This is a genomic window from Dialister sp. CAG:357 (genome assembly GCF_000435155.1).
Lineage (GTDB): Bacteria > Bacillota > Negativicutes > Veillonellales > Dialisteraceae > Dialister > Dialister hominis.
Window position 1 is genome coordinate 1 of sequence record NZ_FR896383.1, and the last position, 5,175, is coordinate 5,175.

Below are 5,175 nucleotides of genomic sequence, written 5' to 3' on the forward strand. Positions count from 1 at the left end.
ATCAAAGAGGCTGGATGTCTTCAGGAGCACATTGACACTCTGATTGATATTGCCAACGAAAACCATCGACGCAGAAGCAGCCTTTTCTTCCTTTCCACGGGCAAAAGAACCAGATGCCATGTAATCCTTCATGATCTGAATTCCGTCGTTATCTTTGAATTTGATCCCGGCGACCTCATCAAACGCCACACAGTCCCACAGACCGACAAGCCCCATTGTCTTCCGTCCCATGTTGTAGAAAAGGTTCGCTACCGTCGTCTGACCACCGGACACCAGGATACTGTTCGGCGATACCTCCTTGTAGAGATAGGATTTTCCAGTAGACCGCGGTCCCAGCTCGCAGAGATTAAAATTATTCTCCACAAGCGGAATCATGCGGGTGAGAAGGAGCCACTTTTCCCGATACGTCAGTTCATCCGGTTCCATACCGATGGAGCGCATGAGGATATCAAGCCACTCATCCTTTGTGAAGTCTTTCCGGCCTTCCTTTAAGCCATCCATATCTACACTTGGCAACTGGATCGGCGTCAGCTTGCGTATGCTGATTGGTGTCAATTCTTTCTGCTTCTTGCGTTTTGACTGAATGCGGTCTCCGGATGGAGAAATGATATCCGGCACCGCCTCTTCTCCAGAATCGTATTCCAGCTGCACGATGCACCAGATCCCGCCGCAGAGTAGACGATCATACTTCTCTGCATAATCCTCACTGATTGGAATTCCAGTCAGTCCCAGATTCGAGAAAGATGCCTCGTATTCGTCATACCGCAGATTCAGATCCACGGTCACCATATCAATGATGGTATGACTTCCCCGCTGCCTGAGTTTGGACAACACCTTCTGCGCCTCATCCGGACGGACATAGTTATCCGACAGGATCTTCTTTACGTTCTCAATGCCTCGCTCTATAACCTCTTCGTCATCCGAGCTGCAATACTGGCCAAGCAAAAATTCGAGGACATAGACCGGTACGTTCGCACCTTCCTTGATTTTCTTCGTCAGGTCTTTCCGAACGATCTTGCCGTCAAAGTTCTGACGGAGTTTTTCTTTTATAATTTCACGGGTACTCCTTTCTCCCGCTGCTGTTTCATCCATTTACAAGCATCCTTCCCTTAACTGAAGAAATCAAAATTATCGACCGCGAAAGCGATGTCTATCGTAAACTCCTCTCTCTGCGGAAGCTGCAGACCGCTTTCATCTGCAATAACCAGATAATAGGTTTCATTGCTACTGTACTTCATTGATTTCAGGTTAAAACTCACACGGAACGTCCTGTCCTGATTGTCATCGCTCGTCTTGTCCGCAATCACTCGCTGCGTATCGCTGACCTGCCTACCCTCTGCATCTGTAAAATACAGAAGATATGTCGCTGCTTCACGGTTTGCGCATACAGCCTCTTTCTGGTAGAAATTCAAAGAAAAGATCATGTTGCTGATCTTGTGACTCGCCGAGAGTAGACTTAAGGAAACAGGCTTTGTATCGTACTTTTTCTTATTTTTCTGATAGCCAGCGCTGTCCGTGCGCATGTAATGGTAGTCGATCACCGGCACGACCATCTCTTCCAGACTGATACCGCCGTGAACAAAGTTCAGTCCACCGCCCTTTTTTCTGATCCGGGTATTCCCTATAGGCGAAAAGGCATCAAACTGGGTGTCATCAAGGAACTTTACTGGAAGCAGATAATCCGGCTTCGCGCCCTTTTTCGTAATAAGGTAACGGCGATCCACTTCGATATCTTCATCGGATACTGTCGTTTTATCTACTTTCGCATCCTCGGTAAGAGGCTGATAAGTGTAGATAAATCCATGATCAGATGTGATGAAAATCCTCGTACCGCTGAACTCGTTCACAATGATCCTTACCATGTTCTTTAGTTCAGCAATCGCATCCTGGCATGAATTGAATACCTCTGTTTCATCGGTATGACTTGTCTCATCAATCCTGTTATGATAGATGTATACGACATCCATACCCTTGACCAGGGCACTTCGATCAGCACGTTTCATCTTGATAATGTTCTTGTACTGCAGAGCGACACTGGACGGATTTGCCTTCTTTAAAATCCCATCGCGGTCACCGGCTTCCGTAGACTTTCCGTCAGCCAGGACTCCGATAACACCATTCGGCCGCAGTTCTGCGGTGAGATCATTATGCGGCAAAAGGGCAGCCATTCCGAATTTCGTCACTGTCGGGAATATTCCTTCACAGGATTCCATTTTGACGTTTGCTTGGGTTTCCTGCCGCAGTTCATTCGCGAGGGTAACAGCAACCTCATAGCGCATGGCATCAGAAATCAGCACGAAAACCCTCGTATCTGCATTCTTCACCCTGTTACGATAGAAATCTTTCTGCTGAGGGACTTCCATTATGCGCCCAAAATTCTTCAGGTTGTCTGCTGCCGCCGTGGCCCAGTTTGTACCTAGGTTGCCGAGGAACCAGTTCGCGTATAACCCTTCTACAACATCCGCCACATGTTTGAACAGGTCATCCAGGAGTGGATTGGATGAATTCAGGGATTTTCCGAATGCTACATGGAACAACCTGTAGTATGTATCCATCCGGTAATAATCTTCCGTATATTTCTTCCAGACCTTATGAGGTTCAACTGTATGGAAACCTGCAGAATGCTCCAGATAGAACTTCTGCATATATGCCACATTCAAAACGCCTTCATAAAAATGCTGTACACGGCTGTACCAGAGAAGCGTTCTGCGTTTACCCACAGTTTCTATAATGGCATCGACATTTATCGTGTTGTCGATGATGTCGGTCATTATCTTTTTCAGTATGCATTCGTCGATGCAAGGGAAGATCTCTGTCGCGGTCAGTTCTTCGAGCGGAATCTGACTGAAACGGGCCGGAAGGCGCAGTTCATCCTCTACATTTCTGGCGATGTCGTACAGCTCACGGGTCTCATCACTGTGAATCCAGTCGGACATGAAATCATAGCAATAGCTCTGATGCGGAATCGAAATAAAGCTGTCGAGTCCGACCAGATTATCCATGCGCAAAGTACGCGTGACAGCGGTCATCAGAATATGGCATGACAGCCTTCCAAGATCCGATGACTCTTCCCTATAACCCGTTACCTGAGCCACCATCTGCCAGAAAACAGAATCCGCGCCAAACTTTGCAAAAGACTGATATATTCCATTCTGCTCCTGGTCCGTACCAGCCCGGAGAACTGTGCGGATCAGAAGATTCGGGCCAGTGTCCTTTACGCCGCAGAGTACAGCCATCACAGCCTTGTGCAGTTGTACCGGCGCTGTAATCTTCTGGTTGAGATTTGCGACCTTTGTCCGGTGCGCTTTCGTCTTGAAGAAAGAGCGATAATCCTTAACCGTCTTTCTGAGATTGGCGGTGTTTGGAATGTCCATTTCTTCAAGCCACATGGACACGAGATCGGCACGAAACTCCTCGCTGATAAGCTCTACCGGGAGGAGCCAGTTCTTTTCATCCGGATAAGATACCGGGCAGTATACGCAGAAATTACTGCTCTTGTCATCATATGTCAGGAGCTTCTTGACTTCAAAATTATTCGTATCGTCGAGTGTGATAAGCTTCGCATTCGCCAGCTCAATCTCTCCGCTCTGGATTTTTTCTTCAAAATCCCGGTCTTCGTCGTACCAGAATATGATCCTGCGGTTATAGAATTCCGGGAGCGGAGCTGCGAACCTGCGATTTAACTCCTGTATTACTTTATCTGGATCAGGCAGAGCCATAAATTCCCTCCTGTCTGTTACTTGTCGCTTCCTGATTTTTCACTATCAGTATGATGAGAAAAGGTTTCATGAGTAATTCCCGCATTACCTTGCGAAACTTTAATATTATCTTGAGATCTATGTTCCATAGTAACACCGGATTTAGGAGCATTCTCACCTTGCAAGGGTTTTAATCCTTTCCCACTTTTTATATCATTTATTGAAGAGTCGCTCATCTAAAAGCCTCCTTTTTGCAAAATAACTGAAATAGCATATAAGATGATACCGCTTATAGTCATCGTTAATGTTGAATCGAATTTTTTTTGCTTCTTCTCAACAATAGGTCTGAGTTCAAATACAACCGAAGTATATTTATCTATCAGCCACATTGCTGCTGTTTCATTATCTTCTCTATAAAGTTCAGCATCTCTTACATCCACACTGTTAAAAACAGGAATATCTTTGCCCTTCAAAAGGTACAAAAACTTAATCGCAGAAATTAGAAGAATACCCACCCCGCAAATGCAGCATCCTATTTCTATCAACACCAATAATAGCTGTCCCACATTCATGCTTCCCATAATCTTTGATAACGATGAGAAATCCAATGTAGTAAGCATAATAGTTAAAACGATACCCACAAATGCCAAGGCAATATTCGTCTTCTCATAGATCTTACTATAGTTATCCTGCAGTCTCTGATAATCATTAAAACAAGCATCTACGAAAAACTGAGCCGAAGGATACTGAGCCGAAGGATATTGGTCCGTCAAATTAACAGTGTTGATTTTCTCTGCAGGTTTGTATTGTTCTGCTGATTCTTTATTATCCATTCACATTCCTCATTACTTTATCTTCGCCAGGACATCCTGGAATATCGCGTAGTTATGCTTCACGCCATCGTCAAGATCAATCGAAATCATCTGATCAGCGAGGTGATGGATCTTTTCCTCATAAAGCCGCGTCTCTTCCGCCTGATCTTTGAGTTTCTCTAGCTGCTTATTCAGGCGTACACGATCAGAAGTCGATGCTCCGCTAATCTGACGCTCCAGACCGGAAATCGCAGTCCTATAGCGTGCCTGCTGCTCATGCACATAGTCCGTCCGGATCCGGGCAATCGTATCCGGCTGATAGCGATGCATGTAGATCAGGCATTTAAAACCGTTCTTCTTTCCAGAATCAAAGAGCCAGTAAATAGGCCTTTTCTGGTATGTCTTGCAGTGATCCTTGTAGAAATCATTCAAGAAATAATTCCGGATTACCTCTCTGGAAGTGGAGCCCTTCCCATCCAAAGCATCTGCGATAAACTTTAGATTCTCTTCCAGCGTGTCATCACCATATACGGTTCTGACGAACTCAACAAAACGCCCTACGATATCGTCAGTAAAATACTCATCATCAGTAATCGGGATGATAGCGTCCTTGTCAGGGATGAATGTCTTATACTTCGAGTCGTCCCAATCACCACCACCATAGG

At 45.5% G+C, this 5,175-nt stretch carries 4 protein-coding genes and 1 pseudogene; all 5 read right to left on the reverse strand.

The window, feature by feature from the left end; genetic code table 11:
* A partial coding sequence (locus tag M3200_RS02325) for a BREX system Lon protease-like protein BrxL (protein ID WP_288178085.1) occupies positions 1 to 1,092 on the reverse strand: 1,092 nt, incomplete at its 3' end.
* A 17-nt stretch (positions 1,093 to 1,109) separates the two neighbouring features.
* Positions 1,110 to 3,719, reverse strand: a complete 2,610-nt coding sequence (gene pglZ, locus M3200_RS02330; RefSeq protein ID WP_022381930.1) for a BREX-1 system phosphatase PglZ type A — start codon at positions 3,717 to 3,719, stop codon at positions 1,110 to 1,112.
* 17 nt (positions 3,720 to 3,736) lie between these two features.
* The gene (locus tag M3200_RS02335; protein ID WP_022381931.1) at positions 3,737 to 3,934 is read right to left on the reverse strand and encodes a hypothetical protein; all 198 of its coding nucleotides are present in this window, start codon (positions 3,932 to 3,934) and stop codon (positions 3,737 to 3,739) included.
* Positions 3,935 to 4,531: a hypothetical protein gene (locus tag M3200_RS02340; protein ID WP_022381932.1), complete on the reverse strand. Its 597-nt coding sequence runs from the start codon at positions 4,529 to 4,531 to the stop codon at positions 3,935 to 3,937. It lies immediately after the preceding gene.
* Positions 4,532 to 4,543: 12 nt separating this feature from the next.
* A pseudogene (locus M3200_RS02345) lies at positions 4,544 to 5,175 on the reverse strand (BREX-1 system adenine-specific DNA-methyltransferase PglX); the annotation flags it as partial.